The following is a 19,141-nucleotide window of genomic DNA, read 5'->3' on the forward strand; positions in this document are numbered from 1 at the left end:
GTATTCGCAAGAAAAAGGGGCTGAATGGATGACCGAGTTCATTATTTCGACAAATTAATATCGAGGATGAGATTAAGAAAAAGCGGCAGTAAGCATACTTACTTTAGCCACTTTTTCTTTGATTGCAAACGAAATGATTGCGTTTAACCTTTAAAGGTTATTGTACAAATTACTCCTTCTCTTCTTTCATTTCCGGTTTGATTTGATTGGCATGATCCAGTTCATAAGGTGGTAATGTGTCTTTTTTGTTTTTTCCTGTCAGATAGAAAGTCATCCAACGCATTAATCGTTGAGCGTAATCCAGTTGCGCCGCAACTTTTTTGTTGCCATGTCCTTCGTCGGGATAATATACCAATCTTACCGGAGTCTTGGTACGGGTTTTGATGTACCGATACAGTTCCATCGATTGAGCTGGATGCACTCTCGTATCGTCTTTACCATGCATAATTAAAAGCGGCGTTTTCGCTTTATCTGTGTGATAAATTGGGCTCCTTTCCAGCATCCATTCCCACTTATCCCATGGGTAATTACGCGCATGAACGTTGTACATTTCTTTCGGAATATCGGTGGTTCCGAATTTGGAAAGTTGATTGGAAATTCCAACAAACATAACGCTCGCAGCAAAATGTTCACTTAATGCTGTAGCTGCCCACGCTGACGCATAACCACCGTAAGATCCACCGGTAATACCGACGCGTTTTTTATCGATGATACGCAGTTGATCCAAATGATTAATGGCGTCAACCAAGTCATTAAATTCAGCACCCGCGTAATCGGCTTGCCCCATTTTACTGAACTCAACACCGCGACCGGTACTGCCTCGATAGTTTGGCAAAAATACGGCAAACCCATTACCTGCAGCGTGTTTGATCGGATAGGAGTATCGATCCAACCACTCGTTACTGATATGACTTTCCGGACCACCGTGTACCATCATAATTAAAGGGTAACGTTTACCTTTTCGATAATTGGTTGGATAAATTAAGATGCCTTCAAGTTCAAGACCGTCGCGCGCTTTATAGGTTATGGATTCTTGCTTCGGCAGAATAATATTATTAAGCCAGTCATTGGAGTACGTCAGCCTTTTTAATTGTCCTTGATTTAATGCATAGACCTCGCGTGGATGATCAGCAGTACTCATCGTTGCTACAATTTTCGTTCCGGATGTATCCGCATCAATACTGCGTAATGTTGCTTGCCCTACTGGTAATAATGTTTGAGTTGTTTCTGAATCCAAATCAATCACTACTACTTCGCTGGACGTTCCCAAGTGACCCAGATACGCCAATTTGGAATTGCTCAACCAGCGGATATCGCGCACATGACCAGGGTAGTTTTTTAAAATGTTTTGTAGGTTACCACTTTTAGTCCTAGCAACAAAAAGACGCCCGCTAGCGGGATCGTGTTTGTCTTCTGCACCGATGATTGCAACTCGAGCACCATTAGGTGACCAACGCGCAATATCTAACTTTCCCTCCGTTTCAAACTTTTGAGTATAAAGCCCTTTGTTGTTAAGAATTCGGTACTGCGCTTCTGTATATTTATCATCAATATGAGGTGTCGGCGTGATCTTTGCCAAGATTGAATTTTTATTCGCGTGGTATTCTGCCGATATTACATGTCCTTCAACCGCTAATTTTACCGGCGCTTTTTTAAGATCGGTTAAGTCAACTCGGTATAGAAAGTTAAACGCTTTGTCTTCTTCATAAATTTCAGCTTTAAAACCTTTCTTTTTTAACTTTTCTTCATTTTTGTCTTTTGGCTCTTGAGCGATGTACACAAGCGCATTAGCATCTCCACTTAACGAAAAGCCCCTTATGTGATTGCCATGCGTTATAAATGGTGTCGACTCACCTCCATCGATCGGGATTCGATAAATTGCCGTATATTTATCGTCATTGCGTTTAGCTAAATAATAAAGATATTGACTGTCACTGCTCCAACGAATGTGTGAAACAGACACCTTACCACTTACAAACGCACGAGATTTTCCATTACCATCGACAACATGCAGTTCGACATAATCCGCGCCATCATCATCTTTGTAAGGTGCGCGAGGCTTATTTAAAGTATAGGCCGTGTATTTTCCGTCCGGAGAAATATAGCTATCTTCAACTTGCGCCACACTCACTGTTTCTTTTAATGTCATCACATGCTTTTTTTCTGCAAAGCTTGCTTTCGAAAATGAAGCCAAAAAAATCATCAATAACCAGTATTTCATAATACCCTCATTTACTTACCAAATTACTCTGTTGCCAGAAACCCTTTACTTCTGTACCAGCGATCATACAAGGTGACCAAATTAGCCGCAATCACCGCACTCGCTCCAACCATCATTGTCCATGAAATATCTTCTCCATAAAAGATCAGGCTCAATACCATTGCAATTGGAATGTACAAATAGTAAATCATACTAGTAATCACACCTGAGAGTTCTGTTGTTGCCTTCACCCACAACGTATGCGCAAGCAGTGTTGACACAACGCCAAGAAACAAGAGCCCACCCCAATCAAAATAATTGAATGTCCAGGTTTGATTGAAACTAAATGGTATAAATACCATTAAAGCAAAAGAAAACTGCCCCCAAGCTCGCACATTATTTGGTATATCTGATGCTTTTTGGTGAATAATGGGCAAACACGCGTAAAGAAAACCACTGAGTACAGAAACCAGAAGTCCCAAGAAATAGTCTGAATGCCAACTTATCTCCGGACTCACCCAGTAAAGTCCAACTAAGGCTAAACTTAATGCCATGACGTCGATTCTATTAATCGATTGCTTTAAAAAAGCGGCACTTAAAATGACCAAGTGTATTCCATAAGTGGAAACACCAATGGCAGCAATAGCAGGCGTCGATAATTTGATACTTTTAAAATACGCATACCAATGTAGGGCAAAGGTAATACCCAAAATCAATAAGACACGCCACTGCTTTACACTCAGATTCCACCGAAACCGCCTCCAGCCGAGCAGCAGCGACATGCCAATCGCTGCGATAACCAGTCGAATCACTCCAATTTCAATTTCACTGGCAGATATGAGTTTAACCAATACCGGTACACAGGCCATCATAATCACGGCTGAAACCGCAGATGTGACTGCTCCAGTACTCGACATTACGATAAATCCCCAATTGGTTTATTTGACACAATTATAAATTGCTCGTTGCAAACAACTCTAATTTTCCCAAATAATTTTTTTGTTACTCGTTGAATGTTTTTGGATAAAGTTAGCGTATCGGTTTTCAATTGCCTGCCTACGTAATTTCATTGTCGGTGTTAACAATTCGTTTTCTGTGTTCCAGTCTTCATTAACCACAAACAATTGCGCAATGCGTTCATGTTTCTCCAGTTGTTGATTAATACTTTGAATACATTGCCAAGCACTGCGTTCAAACTTTATGCGCTCTTCATTATTCAATTCATCTAATATCACCGCAATCGCAACAGGCTGCGGTAAGTCTGATCCCATGACACATAGATGCTCTACATTCAGCGCAGGCCCTATTAGATTTTCAATAGGTACCGGTGAAACGTATTTTCCTTTTGACGTTTTGAATATTTCTTTCACTCGTCCAGTAATGGTTAAGTAGCCATCCGCATCGACTTTTCCTAAGTCTCCGGTTCGAAGCCACCCGTCTTGAATGACTTGTGCGCTAAGCTCTGATTGTTTGAAATAACCTTCCATTATACTGGCATTTCGTAAAAGCACCTCTCCGTTTTCAGCAATGATGCATTCCGCGCCAGGAAAAGGCTGGCCAACCGTGCCGGGTTTTCGTTTGCCAGGCAAATTGATATGGGAAAAACCGCTCGTTTCGCTCAATCCATAAGCCTCACAAATATCAATGCCTAGCGTTTCAAACCAGTCCAAAATGTGCTCCGGTAAACTGGCTGCCGCAGACAATGCCAAACGTGTTTCTGACAAGCCGAGCAGCTTACGCAACGTTTTCTTGATCCAGTTACCGAAAATTGGCACTTTAAATAAAATAAGAAGTACTTTAGGACCGCCGAGTTTTGCTTCTATTCCTGCCTTTAACTTAAACCATATTCTGGGTACAGCGAAAAATATTGTCGGTTTAACCGCTCTGAGATTTTTTGCAAAATGATCCAGCGACTCTACAAAGCTGACACTGGCGCCAAAATATACGGAGGCCATTTCTACTGCCATGCGTTCAGCGACATGCGCTAGTGGCAAATAAGAAAAAAATCGATCATTCTGATCAATGGCAATAACTTGCTCAACAGAAGTAATGGCAGAGCCAATAGCACGATATGATAACATTACGCCTTTTGGCTCTCCCGTTGTGCCACTGGTATAGATAACAGTTGCAAGATCATTGAGCTCGGGTTGGAAAATAGTTTCAAGTTCTGTTTTTTGTTCAATTACTTCGTCAATAAAACTCATGTCAGATTTACGATTGAACATTGCGATGCATTCTACATCGAAGAAGCAATCTTTCTTGTCATTCCAGTCAAAAAGCTTTCCAATAAAAACCAAAGGTGCTTCGCTGTGTTTGAGTATAAAGCGAATGGTATGCGAGCCAGCTGTCGGATAAATAGGTACGGATACGTGACCCGCCATTAAAATGGCCATATCGGCAATGAACCAGTCAGCACAGTTGAGTGAATAAATAGCAATCTTGCTACGTGCCGGAAATTTTTTTAAATAATGTGCTAAACGAGCTGACTTTTTCCACGCTTCGGCGAAAGTTATCTCGTTCCAATGTCGCCCACTAGGCTGACGCAAAAATGGACGATCAGGCGTTTCGTTAGCCCAATGCAGGAACCGGTCTATTGGTGATTGAATCGAGGCCATTGTCTTTTATTTTTGTTGGTTGTTTGAGCGCGTTGAGCTTTGAATCTAGCACAGTTTAAAAGTTAAAAAAAATCCTGCAATTTTGCAGGATTTTTTTATGCTCAGTCTTGTTCTTCTGCCAAGTAAAGCCAGGTTTCAATAACCGTATCGGGGTTTAAGGAAACACTATCAATCCCCTGTTCCATTAACCAACGCGCTAAGTCGGGATGGTCGGACGGCCCTTGGCCACAAATACCAATGTATTTATCCGCATCGTTGCAGGCTTTAATTGCTCGAGCTAACAACACTTTAACGGCTTCATTACGCTCATCAAACAGATGCGAAATAATACCGGAATCACGATCCAGCCCCAATGTTAGTTGAGTCAAATCGTTCGAACCGATTGAAAAACCGTCAAAGTGCTGTAGAAACTCATCCGCTAATAACGCATTTGATGGCAGTTCACACATCATGATCACACGCAGGCCATTTTCACCTCGTTTTAAGCCGTGCTCAGCCAATAACTCAATAACACGCTCAGCTTCACTTGTCGTACGTACAAACGGGATCATAATTTCTACATTAGAAAATCCCATTTCGTTACGTACTCGTTTTATTGCTTCACACTCTAACTTGAAACATTCTCGAAATTCTTCTGATATGTAACGCGATGCACCCCGAAAGCCGAGCATTGGGTTTTCTTCTTCTGGCTCATATAAATGACCACCAACCAAATTTGCGTATTCATTCGACTTGAAATCTGACATGCGCACAATGACTTTTTCCGGTGAAAAAGCGCAAGCTAATGTCGCAATACCTTCAGTTAACTTACCTATATAAAATTCTCGTGGAGAAGCGTAACCTGCCATGTGATCTTCGATTTGCTCTTTCAAATCGTCATCGTCTAAGTCATCAAACTCCAACAGGGCTTTGGGATGTACGCCAATCATTCGGTTAATGATAAATTCGAGACGAGCCAGGCCAATGCCAGCGTGTGGTAACCGCGCAAAGTCAAACGCTCGATCCGGATTACCCACGTTCATCATTATTTTGAATGCCAAATCGGGCATATTATCCACTTCGTTTTGGCTGATTTCGAAGTCGAGTAAACCTTTATAAATATTACCGGTATCGCCTTCTGCACAGGACACGGTCACTTCTTGACCACTCTGAATGTGATCGGTAGCATCGCCGCAGCCAACAACTGCAGGAATACCAAGCTCACGAGCGATAATGGCCGCGTGACAAGTACGTCCACCGCGATTGGTCACAATGGCCGACGCCCGTTTCATGATAGGCTCCCAATCAGGATCGGTCATATCAGTCACCAACACATCACCCGGTTTCACGCTCGACATTTGACTGATATCGCTGATAACTGCCGCAGGGCCCTTTCCAATACGCTGACCAATTGCGCGTCCAGTGGTTAAAACTTCTCCCTGCTGCTTTAACAAATAACGTTCAATGACATTGTGTGCATCACGGCTTTTCACTGTTTCGGGACGAGCCTGAACGATATAAAGCTGGCCATCGGCTCCGTCTTTCGCCCATTCAATATCCATTGGTCGCTGATAATGTTTTTCGATAATTAATGCCTGACGCGCTAGCTCTTCAACTTCGGCATCGGTAATACAAAACTGCTGACGCTCAGACATAGGCACATTAACGGTTTCAACGGTTTTACCGTGTTCGCTGGAGTCACCGTAAATCATTTTAATGGCTTTACCACCTAAATTACGACGTACTACTGCGGGCCGGTTGGCTTGTAAAGTAGGCTTATGGACGTAAAACTCATCGGGGTTGACTGCACCTTGCACAACGGTTTCTCCGAGACCGAAAGCGCCAGTAATAAACACCACGTCATTGAAGCCCGACTCAGTATCCATAGTGAACATAACACCACTGGCAGCGATATCACTGCGAATCATTTTCTGAACGCCTGCTGACAGAGCAACCAATTTGTGATCAAACCCTTTGTGTACTCGATAAGCGATGGCGCGATCATTAAACAACGAAGCAAACACTTCTTTTAACGCCAACTTTACGTTGTCAAAACCACGAACATTGAGAAAGGTTTCTTGCTGCCCTGCAAAAGAGGCATCAGGTAAGTCTTCCGCTGTTGCCGAAGAGCGAACCGCTACGGCGAATTCTTCATTGGCGCCAGCTTTTAATTTCTGATAGGCAGACTCTATTGCCTGCTCCAACTCTGGCATAAAAGGCGTGTCGATAATCCACTGACGAATTTTGGCCCCAGTTTTTGCCAACGTGTCGACGTCATCCACATCAAGCGTCTCTAACTCAGCGTGAATTCTATCATCGAGCCCACTTTGGCTAAGAAAGCTGCGAAACGCTGATGCCGTCGTCGCAAAGCCATTTGGAACGCTCACACCGGCATTTGCCAAATTGCTGATCATCTCTCCAAGTGATGCGTTTTTACCACCCACCACTTCCACATCGTCCATGCCTAAGCCGTCATACCAGAGCACATAGTCTTGCACTTTCTTGTCTCCTGAGTTTTGATCCGTGCGCCAGAGTTGTTTTCTTGGTTGGTTCTGGCGATACTTTGTGAAACATTATTGTACTTGATGACCGCCAATTATGAAACGTACCGTATTTTTTATTTCTGATCGAACCGGAATAACTGCCGAAATGCTCGGCCAATCACTTCTCAGCCAGTTTGAAGACGCTGAGTTTGAAAAAGTAGCATTACCTTTTACCGATACTGAGAAAAAGGCGATACAGGCACGCGATAAAATTGATCAGGCCGCTGCTGCAAATGGTCATCAGCCCCTGGTGTTTGACACAATTGTCACACCCGAAATTCGCAAAATTATTATGGAAAGTAAAGGGTTGGTATTCGACTTTTTTCAAACCTTTATTGGCCCACTTGAGCAGGCACTCGATATGAAGTCGGGATTTCGCGTTGGAAAAACGCACGCATACGATGAAAAAGGAAAATACGACTCTCGCATTGATGCTGTGAATTTTGCACTGAATAACGATGACGGTGCAACCACACGATATTACGATAAAGCTGAATTAATACTGATAGGCGTGTCTCGTTGCGGCAAAACGCCAACTTCATTGTATATGGCCATGCAGTTTGGGATCCAATGTGCGAACTACCCGTTTACCGATGATGATATGGAAGACTTAAAGCTGCCAACTATGCTCAAAAAGTATAAACATAAATTGTTTGGTTTAACGATTAATGCGCATCGATTGCATGAAATACGCACTGAACGTCGAGCTAACAGTCAGTATGCATCACTAAAACAATGTCAACTGGAAGTTCGTGAAGTAGAAGCACTGTTTCGAAAAGAGCGCATTCCGTATATCACAACCACCAGCAAGTCGATCGAAGAAATAGCGACAAAAATAATGATTAAGACGGGTTTAAAACGGATTTCTTTTTAGATTGCGAGTTGCGAGTTGCGAGTTGCGAGTTGCGAGTAAAAGGATAACTACCTGAGCTCGGCTGTAAAACCGAAACTTGTTTTTACTCGAAACTCGTCACTCGAAGCTCTTGACTGATTATCTAAGGCATCAACGCGTCTTGATCGGCCCCTTCTTTTTCAATTTCTGGGGGCATTAAGTCTTCTTTCGAAACACCCAGAGCTAACGCAGCCGCACTCGCCACATAAATCGAAGAGTAAGTACCAATAATCACACCAACGATTAACGCAATTGAAAAGCCATGAATTAACTCACCACCCAGGAAGAACAATGCGATTAATACCAGTAATGTGGTTAACGATGTAATCAAAGTTCGTGTAAACGTTTGATTCAATGAGCGGTTCATCACTTCCATTGCCGAACCTTTACGCATTTTTAAAAAGTTCTCACGAATGCGATCATAAACAACAATGGTATCGTTCAGCGAGTAACCAATAACCGCTAATATTGCTGCGAGTACGGTCAAATCAAACTCGATTTGGGTAATAGAGAAAAAACCGCTAACGATAATCACATCGTGCGCTAATGCAGCCACCGAACCGAGCGCAAACTTCCATTCGAACCGGATGGCAACGTAGACCATGATGCAAAACAAGGCGGTCATTAATGCCAGGCCACCGTCATCTCTTAATTCTTCGCCAACTGCGGGACCAACAAAAGCTCGACGTATTTTAGTCACATCGGGCCGATCGGCTTTTAATGCAGTCATTACTGCATTATCAAGTTTTTCGTTCTCAACACCAATATCAGCAGGTAATCGAATGGTAACATCTGATGACGAACCAAAATACTGAACGACTCCACCACCTAAGTTGTTTTTTTCCAGTGCATCGCGCACAACACTTAACTCAATCGGTTGTTTGTATTTTACTTGGATGGTTGTTCCACCGGCAAAATCTAAACCAACGTTTAAACCTCGAGAAAACAATGAAACAAGAGATGCAATAATGAGCAGTGCAGACAAAATCACCGCTATATTTTTAAACTTCAAAAAAGGTATATTTAAATTCATCAGTAGTCCCTCGTGTTACACAGCTAATTTTTTCACGGTTTTTCCACCGTAAATCAGATTCACTAAAGCTCGACTACCAACAATAGCAGTGAACATAGAGGTTAGAATTCCAAACAGTAACGTAATTGCGAATCCGGCGATAGGACCAGTTCCAATAGCAAAAAGAATCAGTGCTGCAATTGCCGTTGTTATATTGGCATCCGCAATGGTTGATAACGCAGCATCGTAACCGTTATGTATCGCTTGTGCAGGCGAGACGCCATCGTTAAGCTCCTCGCGTATACGTTCAAAAATCAATACGTTTGCGTCTACGGCCATACCTACTGTAAGAACAATACCGGCCATGCCTGGCAAAGTAAGTACCGCTCCAATTAAACTCATCATGCCGACAATTAAGATCAAGTTACACATCAATGCGAGATTAGCAACCACACCGAAAACTTTATAGCGAACCAACATAAATGCCAGCACAAGTACAAAGCCGATAATGATCGAATACAGGCCTTTTTCTACGTTTTCTTGTCCTAAGCTTGGACCAATGGTTCCATCTTCTACAATGTAAATAGGTGCTTTTAGTGATCCAGACTTTAACGTTAAAGCCAAATTGCTGGCGTATTGTTGTGTAAACTGCCCTGTGATTCGAAAGCTTTTACCTAATGTTGTTGTGATACGAGCAACACTCACTGCCTCTTTATTGATACGCTCATCAATTTTTATTAGTTCACCTTGCTCGTTTTTAACAAAATCACCGTATTCGTTTTTCTTAAAAATAGGCGTAACTTCCGTTAAAACAATGGCCATCATTTTGCCAACATTATCGCCAGACTCTTTCGCCATGATGGAGCCACCGGCACCATCCAGTTGGATGTTTATTTGAGGTAAGCCTCGTTCATCTAAACTGGTGCCCGCACCGGTAACATGTTCACCGTCAAGCATTGCTTTTTTATAAATCAGAACGGGAGTACCGTCGGTTTCATATAACAGTTCGGAGTCATAAGGTACTCGACCAGCAATTGCATCGGCAACGCTGCGTCGATCATTAACCATACGAAACTCTAAAGTTCGAGTATCGCCGATAATACTTCTTGCAGACGCAGTGTCTTGAATACCTGGCAGTTGAACAATAATTCGATCACTTCCCTGACGTTGAACTAACGGCTCAGCCACACCAATAGCATTAATTCGATTATTTAACGTTGTGATATTTTGCTTGATAGCAAAATCTTTAATTTCTCGAATTTTTTCATCGGTCAATGTGAAGAGCAATTGGTATACCCCGCCAACTTCACGATCGCTAATGGTAAAACCTTGCAAGCTATTATTCACTTCACTGAAAGCTCGCTCTTGCAACTCTTCTGTTTTAAATTTTGCAAGTACGGTAAATTGGTCTTTTACTTCAATGCCTTCGTGGTAAATCTTTTTTTCGTAAAGTGATGACTTGATATTGGTAATGGCTTTTTCCTGCTCTTTTTCGAACAACTTATCCATATCAACTTCTAACAAGAAATGCACTCCACCTCGCAAATCAAGCCCTAACTTCATTGGACTCAACCCAAGATTGTCTAGCCACTCCGGTGTTGCCGCTGCCAAATTTGCGGCGACGATGGCATTGTTCTTTATATTTTCATCTTCATGATTTTCAACATATTGAAATGCGATTCGCTTTGCTTCGTTTTGCTGATCCGGATGAACCAGTCGAATCAAACCACGACTGCCCTCTACCTCATGGCTTTTTACTTCGATATTTTCAGCAACAATCGCTTTTTCTATATTTTGAATAAGCTCTATAGGAATATCGTTGCCATTTTTATCGGATATTTGTACGGCGTGATCTTCACCAAAAATATTTGGTAATGCCAGAAATGCGCCAATAAAGATGATGAAGACCACCATTAAATACTTCCATGTTGGAAAAGTATTTAACGGCAGCTGACGTGGTTGACCCAAAATCATGAGGATTCCTTTTTATTCTTTAATGGATTTCAAAGTGCCTTTAGGCAAAGAGGCAGTCACGGAATGTTTTTGCACGCTGATGTTCACATTCTCTGCGATGGTGATCACAATATAATTATCCGTCACTTTATTAACCTTACCCAAAATACCACCAGCAGTAACGACCTCGTCACCTTTATCGATGGCTTCGATCATTTTCTTATGCTCTTTTTGACGCTTTGATTGAGGACGGATGATCAAAAAGTAAAAAATCACCACAAACAATCCCATCATGATCCAAAAGCCCATAGGACTTTGCCCAGCACCTGCAGTTAATAACATAATTTATCCCCTAAACTTTCTATTGGTTATTGTGCCCCTCTAAAAATTGCCTTTTCCGCGATGGCCTCGTTAGCGCTACGCTCGAATCCTCATGTAGCTCTTGTACACTTTGGTTCTCCGCGCAGTACCTCCTTGCTTTCACGAAAAAATCTAATTTTTAGAGGTGCCCTATTGATTATTCATTAGCCAAGGGTGGTACTTCCATCCCTCGACGTTGGTAAAAATCAGTCACAAAGTCGGCTAATGTACCTGTTTCAATGGCCGCTCGCAAACTTGCCATCAGTCGTTGGTAATAGCGTAAATTGTGAATGGTAGTCAGTCGTGCTCCCAGAATTTCGCTGCATTTATCCAGATGGTGTAAATAGGAGCGACTGTAATTCTGACAGGTGTAACAATCACACTCTTCTTCAATTGGACCCGTGTCCCTTTTATGGGGACTGTTACGCAGCCTTACAACGCCATCAGCTGTAAATAAATGTCCGTTACGAGCATTTCGTGTTGGCATGACACAGTCGAACATATCAACACCCCGCCGCACCGCTTCCACAATGTCTTCTGGTTTTCCCACCCCCATCAAGTATCGTGGTTTGTCGGTAGGCAACAACGGTGCGGTAAAATCCAAAACTTTTTTCATTTCTTCTTTGGTTTCGCCTACAGAAAGCCCGCCCAGCGCATAACCATCAAACCCGATATCTTTCAATCCGGTTGCTGAAACCTGACGCAAGTCTTCATACATACCGCCCTGAACAATTCCGAACAGAGCATTGGGATTATCGCCATGGGCAACTTTAGATCGTTCCGCCCATCGCAATGACAGCTCCATTGAGTCTTTCGCTTGCTCCCAAGTAGCGGGGTACGGCGTACATTCATCGAAAATCATGACAATGTCGGAACCTAACTCTCGTTGAACTTGCATGGATTCTTCTGGCCCTAAAAAGACTTTAGAACCATTGATTGGCGAACGGAATTCCACACCTTGCTCAGTGATTTTGCGAAGTTCGCCCAAACTGAACACCTGAAAGCCACCTGAATCCGTCAAAATTGGACCTTGCCAATGCATAAAGTCGTGTAGATCGCCGTGCAGACGAACGATTTCCGTTCCTGGTCGTAACATCAAGTGAAAGGTATTGCCCAGTACGATTTCTGCACCGATGTTTTTAACGTCATCGGGCGACATGGCTTTCACCGTGCCGTATGTCCCAACGGGCATAAATGCCGGAGTTTGAACCGTACCACGATCAAAAGTGAGTTGACCTCGACGAGCCTGGCCGTCTGTTGCAAATAATGAAAACTGCACACTAAACCTCGGGTATTTCGCGGCGCTCAAGAAACATGGCGTCGCCGTAACTGAAAAATCGATAGCGCTGCTCAACCGCATGCCGATAAGCGTCTAGAATGGCCTCTTTTCCAGAAAATGCACTGACCAGCATCATTAAGGTTGATTCAGGTAAATGAAAATTAGTGACCAACGCATCAACTGAGCGGAATGAATAGCCGGGATAGATAAAAATGTTGGTTTCACCTGAAAGGGGCTTTAGTTGCCCGCAAGTGGATGCGGACTCCAAGCAGCGTACACTGGTCGTCCCAACCGCAACCACTCGCCCGCCTTTTTTGCGAGTAGAATTCACCAGTTCAACCACCGATGGAGGAACTTCAAACCACTCGCTGTGCATTTCGTGATCTTCGATATTATCCACTCGCACTGGAGCAAACGTTCCAGAGCCCACATGCAAAGTAACAAAGTCCCACACAATGCCTTTCGCTTTTAACGCAGAAAACACTTCTTCGGAAAAATGCAGTCCAGCGGTCGGTGCCGCTACGGCACCTTCTTTCTCCGCGTAAACGGTTTGGTAGCGCTCTTGATCGAATGAAGTGTCTGCACGATCGATATAAGGTGGCAGTGGTATATGGCCTTGATCCTCAAGTACGTTTAAAACAGGAGTACCAGAAGGCAGCGTAGTTAATACATAAAATGGGGACCGTCGCTCGATCACTTCCAAACAATAATCACCGACAAAGACTTTAACCCCCTCTTTTAAAGGGTTACTTGACTTTACCTGCGCCAGCACCTGATGTTCGTCCAAAATACGCTCAATCATCACCTCAACGCGACCACCTGAGTCGCGACTCCCTAAAAGTCTTGCCGGTATGACACGAGTGTTATTAAAAATAAGACAATCTTCCGGTCGGAGTAAGTCAACCAAGTCAGTGAATTGACGATCGAAGATTTGCGCATCAGCATCGAGATGCAACAAACGGCTGGCATGCCGCTGCTCCGCAGGGAAGCGTGCGATCAGTTCATCGGGTAAATCGAAATGAAAATCAGACAGTTGCATCAGGTTTATGAGCCAGCTAAAAGTGGCGCAATTCTACCTGAAATGGCTTAAGATGACGAGTAGAAGGATAAGAGAAATGTGGCCGCTTTGCGGCCACTTACTTTGTTTGAATTAGCAGCTGCTACCACTTTCAGGCCAGCAGTTGTGTAATGTTCCTGAGTCGTCTGTCCAGGTTTTTTGGCCGGCTTGGTTGATGGTTAAAGGCCCGTCTCTTCCCGCCATTCTGCCTACTGGATTTGCAGTAATGGTATAGGTCGTACGACCTAAGTTACCGAGAACCAAATTATAATATGGTGTACCGCCTTCCATTGGTACATTGGCAGCAAAGGTGGTTCCAGTTTGAGCACCAACATAGGTCATATTAACCGATCTATGACGCTCCAAAGCATTTGAAGCGTTCATTAAAGCCCCCATTGCATCCGCTCTCATGCTCTTGGTAATGTAGCGATCATAGGATGGTACAGCAAATGCGGCAATGACTCCTAAAATGGCGATCACAATCATTAACTCAATTAATGTAAACCCCGATTTAAATTTCATGTTGAACCTCTCGCTTAATTTTGAATATGACGCCACTTAACCGGTATCATTCGAGTAGGAGGGGCGCGTAACAGTTCATCCAAGTCACAGGTTCGGCCTACGCACAGGTTATTACGTGCACCTCCACTACTTGAATCAACCGTTATAATCACTTGAGGCTCTGGAGCAATACCTGAACCGGGTAAGTCAACGTATATATCCCGAGCATCAATTTCACCATCAAAGTTCGTATCGACATAAGGTGAGCCATCGAGAATAGACATCGCGTATATCCGAGAGCTTCCCGCAGGCGGCGCACAACTACCATTATTGTTGGCTCCTGTTGAAGGCGTATAGGTGGTAAATAAAACGGCGTTGTTAAAAGTTAATGAATCCGCTAACACCTTTTCACCTGCGACTGAAAAGTCATAGTACCAACCGTGTTTATTGCTATTGGTGTCAGACAACTGCTCTGTCGCATCGTAAACTCCATCTCCATTTGTGTCAGTAAAGTTTTGCTCGACCAAGTCAGACAAAGAGATATCTCGCGCAAACGTTTTACTTAACACACCGTAATCACGCAATACAAACATGTGTTCGGCAATCTCAGTGTCTAAAGGATGTGCTCTATAACCCGAGCCTATGGCAACAGAAACAAATACTTGACCAGTATTTCCATCCCGTATCACCGCTACATCAGGAGCGTTATAGAACCGACGATTTTCAACAGCAGAGCTTCCCGACTGAAGGCGTGCGATTCGACCCCCGACGATTGAGCCGTTTTCATTATCAACATCAAACCGGAATATTTGCCCGCCTGCATCAGCAACATAAAAATGATCCACCAAATTATCCTGGTTTAAATCAATGGCTGTGATATTAGCAGGTACGGCGTTCATACTTGAAATAGGACCAGCTCCCGTTGCTTGAGTTGCAGAGGAAGAGTCCCATATATGTGCCCCCGTTAACGCATCGGCAATATACACCACATTTCCACTTCCCGCAGCTTGCGATGCTACACCTGCAGTATCATGCACTGTATCGTATCCACCACCAAAAATAAGCACCAATCGGTTTTGGACATTTCCAATATTCATCCGAGCCACAATTGGCTTAGACCAAGTCTCTCCTAAACGAGAAAAGCCTGACGAACTAGAATTAATAGGTTGAAACAACATTTCTGGAGAGCCTGGGCTAGAAATATCAAACCCATAATACGATCCACCTCCGCGTCTCATGCCAACAAACAGGTATGCTTTTTCCTGTTCGGCAGTATCTAAAGCCCCATTACCGTTTGTATCATCTAAGTAAATAGTAATTTCACCATCCAGTCCATAAGAGTGAGTTGGCGTTGCAGCGTTATCTTTTTTTATTTTTAATAGATCAAGCTTTTCTTGAGGAATGAACGACCAAAGCTCACTACCGGAGTTTCCATCAAAAACATGGAGGTACCCATTATTTGTACCAACATATGCGTAAGTTTTAGTACTTGTATCACTTAAATTATAAGTCAGTAGTGTTGGCCTTGAGTGTAAAGGATCACCAATCAATTGATGAGGTGTAGTCCTCCCCGGATCAGCAGTATCGTATCCCAGTGCCCACTCAATGACTTCAGATTTTTCTGCGTCGTTGGCTGTGCCTAGCATCGCATTCGTAATAAGTGCATTATTTGTAGCAATTCGATTACTTGCTGAAGTTAAACTAACTCCTGAATTAAGATTTGAATAAAGCGTTCTTCCGATAGTTTGTTCTCCGGCTACCCCACCTTCCGCAACTTCATTACCGTCGACAGTATCGGACCACCAGCTCGTTGATGTTGCTCTAAATTCGCCTGTTAATGGATCAACAGCCGAGTTACCGTTAACATCAACAACCACGCCATCAACCAATCGGTACCGCTTTAAGTTCCCGTCCCAACGAGCCGTGGCTCCAGGTTGGAACAATGAATAATAAAGTTCATCATTATGGGTCAGACGGTTGTATTGATTCACCGTTAAGCCCGCTGAAACGAACGTGGTATTGGTTTTTAAAATCGAGTCTGCAATTTCATTTAAGGTTGCCAACAAGGTTTCTTTATCGTTCGCCGTTGCGTATACACCGCCACCAGCTGAAGCAAGGCTGCTTAAAAAGGATGACGAGTGATCAAAACCAATAACATGCGTTGTAATACTCTGATTTCCAGGAATACTGCTATTTTGATCGTTTTCAGTATCCGAAAGAAAACCTGCAATTTTTATTGCACAATCCCGACCACTGTTACTGCCACTGCACGTACTACCAGACCATGTGTTATAAGTTGATGCTGTTTGAGTATCATGACTGGTCGGTTCACCATCCGTTAACAATACGATGTGGTTTTTTTGGCAGCCATCGACAATCGGCGAAATGTAGTTTGGGTTTCCTCGAACTTCTTCATTACGACAATTATTACTGTTTGGATCGGTACTTGAGCAACCCGGAGGTGTGTAAACAACCCCGTTATTGTCAAAACTATTGGGGTTACTGATACGATTGTATCGGCTTGGAGGGCTTCCTCGTTGCAAACCATAAAGTACCGGTTCGCCTCTAAAATAAAGTCCTGCTTCCAATAAGGTATCACTGATGGGTGTATTGCCTTGCGCTTGGAAATCTTGCACGACTTGTTTCATTTCATCTCGTTTGGTGTACCCAGTTCCATCATAAGAACCTTGATACTCAACGACCAAACGTGGTGCCCTTACCGGGCTTTGATCAAAGCTGACCGCATCGCGATTGCCTGATGTTGAACGAATAAACACCGACATTGCATTGCCAGAATCCCATCCTCCCAGATTCACAATTTGCTGAACCTGGCTGGTCAATGAGGGTGTTTCATAAATGATATTGTCAACAAAGTTGGGTGGAGACCAGTTAACCCCAGACAGTTTCGGTGCATTCCATATCGTTGCAGGGTCAGGACTTGCATTATCGGAGTTCACAAAATAAATGGTAGAGTTGGCATTGCCATTATCATCGGCGTCTGCCACAAACTCGATATACGCATTGGTAACGGTAACGCCACTTGGAATCAATACATTGTCAAAGTGTAAACCGATTGCACGGTTGGTTTGTCCGCCGATTCTGTAAAAATCCAAAATGGTTCCTGTGTAAAATACGCCACCGCTGCTTGGGTACTCAAAGTCATAATCACTGCGACTGATTTGTCTGAACGTTCTGTTAGTAAAACAACCAACTGGGTTGCCTGCTGCTGTGGCATTGTTAACTGCGGTAGTGTTATTAGCAATGCTACTAGGGTCAGCATCAAATTCAATGCGAATGGTCGGTGCGTATAGGCTGTCACCATCGTGAGAAATAGCGCTCCGTATCGCTGATTGCACAGCCGACGCTTCAATAAAAAACGCCATACTATTACTGCCGCACCAATTTCCATGATTGACAATTTCCTGAATCACAGGCGTCAAATCAGGCGTCGAGTAAAAGTTAGGAGGGACACGATCCCCATTTGCGTCAAACATCGGGTTCGGCGCTCGCCACTCTTCAGGTAACCACTTAATTTCATTGATGGTACTGTTGGCTGCCATACGATCCGACAAACGAACACCTGAAAAGGACGCCGCATCTCCCACGTTTTCACCTCTAATAATATAAGCAGGATTACCCAAACTGGTATCATAGGTTGCAAACGTAATCTTTGCGGAGGTGATAACGGCCCCTTGCGGAATATCCAAGTCGTTAAAGCGCAAGCCTAATAAGTCAGTATCTTTATCGGTGTTAAAGTCCAGTGTGTTCGCAGAATAATCCATTTGGCCATTCGTAGTGTTTTGCGTCGCATCGTCACTATTGTCATTGATTTGAGAAATGGCAACGGGATCGATAGCCGCATCCACATCAACGACAGCGCTTAAAATAGGGCCTCCAGGAACACTGAAACGTGCCATACCGATATTTATACCTTGGATATCGGTTAAAAACTCAAACATAACATCGCGCATCACATCAATTCGAGCTGAGTTGCTGTTACTTCCGGATGCATTTCGGTTCATACTTCCTGAAGTATCAAAAATAAAAAGCACATTCGGCGTCGTGCTTGAGCTCGTATTTCCGTTAAAAAATATTTCCGTATCATCTGCGTACCCGGTGCCCATAGTGCAAAAACTATATAGCGCAACCAAGCAGATTAATTTCAACTGATTAGAAAAATACTTCATTACTGCCTCCCGCCTCTAAGACGAATTCAATAAATTACTTGCACTGTGCGCTAAGTTGATACGCAGACCACTCTACCTGCTCTTGCATTTCAAAACCGGAACCAAAAGCATCAACTCGATAACCCTGACATTTAACGGTTTGCTTCCCTACTCCTGCACTAAACCCAGTACAGCTTTGAGGAGGAAGACAGCCGTTATTAAGAACGGTGACTTGTGCCATCACTGCATTTCCGTCAAGAAATGTACCTTCGCAACCGGTTTGTTCGCTATAAGCCGCTTCATTTCCGTTGCTATCCACACAAAAATTAACGGTTCCTTGCGTACGTGTTCGAAAAAGTATATGGTTCGCATCGCTTACATCATCGCCAGAATTAGCCATCTCATTAAATGCATTGAGCCCGGATTCAGCAGCACCAAACACCCAGTTATTTTGATGGACATTAGCGGCCATTTTTTCTTGAAAACTACTGTTTCTAACCGCGGTCACTCCAACTACCATAAGTACGGCAAGAAAAATTAAAGCAACAAACAACGCTGCACCGTTTTGATTAGAAAAGTTCATA

13 protein-coding genes are annotated in these 19,141 nt (G+C 43.4%); 1 reads left to right on the forward strand and 12 read right to left on the reverse strand.

Annotated elements, in window-relative coordinates; genetic code table 11:
• Positions 1–169: 169 nt before the first annotated feature.
• The 4 genes from ACTUJY_RS08080 to ppsA form a co-directional block, all read right to left on the reverse strand.
• Entirely contained in the window at positions 170–2,221 is a 2,052-nt protein-coding gene (locus ACTUJY_RS08080; protein WP_463615567.1) for an alpha/beta hydrolase family protein, read from the reverse strand.
• 23 nt (positions 2,222–2,244) lie between these two features.
• The gene (locus ACTUJY_RS08085; protein WP_463615568.1) at positions 2,245–3,117 is read right to left on the reverse strand and encodes a DMT family transporter; all 873 of its coding nucleotides are present in this window, start codon (positions 3,115–3,117) and stop codon (positions 2,245–2,247) included.
• Between the two features lie 60 nt (positions 3,118–3,177).
• The gene (locus ACTUJY_RS08090; protein ID WP_463615569.1) at positions 3,178–4,815 is read right to left on the reverse strand and encodes an AMP-binding protein; all 1,638 of its coding nucleotides are present in this window, start codon (positions 4,813–4,815) and stop codon (positions 3,178–3,180) included.
• 101 nt (positions 4,816–4,916) lie between these two features.
• Positions 4,917–7,292 (reverse strand): phosphoenolpyruvate synthase, encoded by a 2,376-nt coding sequence (gene ppsA, locus ACTUJY_RS08095; RefSeq protein ID WP_463615570.1) that lies wholly within the window; start codon positions 7,290–7,292, stop codon positions 4,917–4,919.
• 100 nt (positions 7,293–7,392) lie between these two features.
• Between ppsA and ppsR the strand changes: the two genes are divergently transcribed.
• Entirely contained in the window at positions 7,393–8,211 is an 819-nt protein-coding gene (ppsR, locus tag ACTUJY_RS08100; RefSeq protein WP_463615571.1) for a posphoenolpyruvate synthetase regulatory kinase/phosphorylase PpsR, read from the forward strand.
• A gap of 121 nt (positions 8,212–8,332) precedes the next feature.
• Here ppsR and secF read toward each other — a convergent pair whose 3' ends face one another.
• The 8 genes from secF to ACTUJY_RS08140 all read right to left on the reverse strand — a co-directional run bounded on the left by secF (position 8,333) and on the right by ACTUJY_RS08140 (position 19,140).
• A complete protein-coding gene (gene secF / locus ACTUJY_RS08105; protein ID WP_463615572.1) occupies positions 8,333–9,262 on the reverse strand; it encodes a protein translocase subunit SecF in 930 nt (309 codons plus the stop codon).
• Positions 9,263–9,277: 15 nt separating this feature from the next.
• Entirely contained in the window at positions 9,278–11,215 is a 1,938-nt protein-coding gene (gene secD, locus ACTUJY_RS08110; RefSeq protein ID WP_463615573.1) for a protein translocase subunit SecD, read from the reverse strand.
• Positions 11,216–11,227: 12 nt separating this feature from the next.
• The gene (gene yajC / locus ACTUJY_RS08115; protein WP_463615574.1) at positions 11,228–11,536 is read right to left on the reverse strand and encodes a preprotein translocase subunit YajC; all 309 of its coding nucleotides are present in this window, start codon (positions 11,534–11,536) and stop codon (positions 11,228–11,230) included.
• A gap of 175 nt (positions 11,537–11,711) precedes the next feature.
• Positions 11,712–12,833, reverse strand: coding sequence for a tRNA guanosine(34) transglycosylase Tgt (gene tgt / locus ACTUJY_RS08120; protein ID WP_463615575.1), 1,122 nt, complete (start codon positions 12,831–12,833; stop codon positions 11,712–11,714).
• Position 12,834: 1 nt separating this feature from the next.
• On the reverse strand, positions 12,835–13,872 hold the full coding sequence (gene queA / locus ACTUJY_RS08125) for a tRNA preQ1(34) S-adenosylmethionine ribosyltransferase-isomerase QueA (protein WP_463615576.1): 1,038 nt from the start codon (positions 13,870–13,872) through the stop codon (positions 12,835–12,837).
• A gap of 111 nt (positions 13,873–13,983) precedes the next feature.
• Positions 13,984–14,412 (reverse strand): type IV pilin protein, encoded by a 429-nt coding sequence (locus ACTUJY_RS08130; protein ID WP_463615577.1) that lies wholly within the window; start codon positions 14,410–14,412, stop codon positions 13,984–13,986.
• A 14-nt stretch (positions 14,413–14,426) separates the two neighbouring features.
• A complete protein-coding gene (locus tag ACTUJY_RS08135) occupies positions 14,427–18,578 on the reverse strand; it encodes a pilus assembly protein (RefSeq protein WP_463615578.1) in 4,152 nt (1,383 codons plus the stop codon).
• Between the two features lie 34 nt (positions 18,579–18,612).
• Positions 18,613–19,140: a pilus assembly PilX family protein gene (locus ACTUJY_RS08140; RefSeq protein WP_463615579.1), complete on the reverse strand. Its 528-nt coding sequence runs from the start codon at positions 19,138–19,140 to the stop codon at positions 18,613–18,615.
• Position 19,141: the final 1 nt, after the last annotated feature.

This window comes from Pleionea sp. WD8-19, assembly GCF_055326765.1.